Genomic DNA, 1,989 nt, shown 5'->3' with positions numbered 1-1,989 from the left:
CGTTCACGGGGCGGACGGCCGGCAGGCAGCGGGCAGCTGAAGCGCGGCGGTGGGGAGAAAGGCAATGGCGAGCATGAGGCACGGCGGCGCGCCGTTCGGGCGAAGCCGCCTATTCTCCGGGAACTCGCACACCGGCCTTCTTCACCCCCAGGTCTTGAGCACCCACAGCCAGCCGCTGGCGGTGATGAAGCTGGCCAGTGTGGTGATGAGCAGCACCGCGGCGCAAAAGCCTTCCCAGTGGTAGCGCAGCGCCATCATCGGGTAGATGCTGAGCATGGGCGCGGCGGCCAGCATCAGGCCGGCGTTGCGCAGCTCGGGCGAGACCGCCGGCAGCAGCCAGAAGGCCAGCGCCACGGCCATCGGGTGCATGACCAGCTTGCCCAGCATGACCGCGCCCATGGCGCTGCGCTGGCCCTCCAGCTTCGCGCCGTGCAGCGAGCCGCCGATCACGAACAGCGAGACGGGTGACGCGACCACGGCCATCATCTGCAGCGGCCGCATCAGCAGGTCCGGCAGCGTGAGCCCGGTCAGCGAGAACAGCACGCCCAGCGCCATCGCGACGATCAGCGGCGTGCGCACCAGCTGGCCGAAGACGCGCTGCAGCGTGGCGCGCCAGGGCACTTCGGCGTCGCCCTGCGCGGCCAGCACCAGGGCCAGCGGGATGATGATGAGGTTCTCGACCAGCATGGTCAGCGCCAGCGCCACGCCGGCCACCGGGCCCAGCCACTGCACTGCGATGGGGTAGCCCACGTAGGCGCTGTTGGAAGACGACACGCCCATGCCCAGCAGCGCCGAATGCGGCATGGTGCGACCCTGGCGCAGCCGGGCCCAGGCGGTGGTGCCCAGCAGCATCAGCAGCGAACCGGCGGCATAGGCGCCGAGGTAGTGCACGTCGAAGATCTTCGCGATGGGCTGGCGCGCCAGCGCATGGAACAGCATGCAGGGCAGCGCCACGTTGACCACGAAGCGGCCGATGGTGCGGAAGTCCGGCGCGTCGAACAGGCCGCCGCGGGCAATCGCATAGCCCAAGGCCATCAGCAGGTAGATCGGGGCGGTCAGCAGCAGGATGTTCAGCATCGGCGCGAGCAGGCGGGAAAAGGAAAGCCCCGCGAGCGGGGCTTGATGGACGAGGGCGATTGTCTATCGCAAGGCCTTCAGCTGCATGCTGCCCGGCAAGGGCACCGAGCGTCTGAGCACGCCTTCGGTGAGCCAGTCGGCCGAGCGCCGCGCGCGCGCGGCCACGGTGGGCAGCGGCATCTGCTGGTAGTCGTCGTTGAAGACCTCGAAGCTGTAGTCGCCACGGTAGCCCATCTGGCTGAGCCGGGTGACCATGTCGGCCAGCGCCTCGTTGTGCACGCCTTCGCCGGGGAAGACGCGGAAGTGGCGCGCGGTGCTGATGCGCTCTTCCACCGAGCGGATTTCCTGCCACATGAAGTCCGCCAGCTGGACGAGGAAGATCTTGTCGGGGTCGACCAGGTCCAGTGCGTCCAGCGGGGTCTTCATGGCCAGCAGGTGGAAGGCGTCCAGCCCCAGGCCGAGGTTGGGCGCATCGGCCCGCTCGACGATCTCCCAGGCCTGCGTGAATTCATTGACACTGCGGCCCCAGGACAGCGCCTCGAACGCCACGCGAATGCCCATGGGCACCGCCAGCATGGCCAGCTTGCGCAGGTCGCGCGCCATGTCGGCCACGCTGTCGCTGGCATGGCTGGAGGTGGACGAACAGGCCAGCAGCACCTTGGCGCCCACCGCGTGGCACATCTCCAGCATGGACTTGGCCACGTCCACCTTGTAGGCATGCAGGTGGCCGGACAGGCCTTCGAAATCGCGCAGCACCTGGAAGCCGGTCACGCGCAGGCCGCTGTCGCGCACGGCCTGCACCGCGGCGTCCACGCCTTGCGGATGGCCGACCAGGTCGCGTGCCGACAGCATCACCTGCTCGAAGCCGGCCGCGCGCATGGCCGCCAGCCTGGCCTCCAGCGGGCCGGCCAG

2 protein-coding genes are annotated in these 1,989 nt (G+C 69.3%); both read right to left on the bottom strand.

The genetic code is table 11. The annotated features are described in order from the left end of the window. Window positions 1–141: 141 nt before the first annotated feature. Entirely contained in the window at window positions 142–1,077 is a 936-nt protein-coding gene (locus FKP22_RS28570; RefSeq protein ID WP_141291499.1) for an AEC family transporter, read from the bottom strand. Between the two features lie 63 nt (window positions 1,078–1,140). Beyond that, window positions 1,141–1,989, bottom strand: an 849-nt coding sequence (locus tag FKP22_RS28565; RefSeq protein WP_141291497.1) for a sugar phosphate isomerase/epimerase family protein, incomplete at its 5' end; no start/stop codon positions are given.

The sequence above is a fragment of the Ideonella azotifigens genome (assembly GCF_006519715.1).
In the GTDB taxonomy this organism is placed as follows: Bacteria; Pseudomonadota; Gammaproteobacteria; order Burkholderiales; family Burkholderiaceae_C; genus Ideonella; species Ideonella azotifigens.
This window is presented reverse-complemented; position numbering and strand designations above follow the sequence as displayed.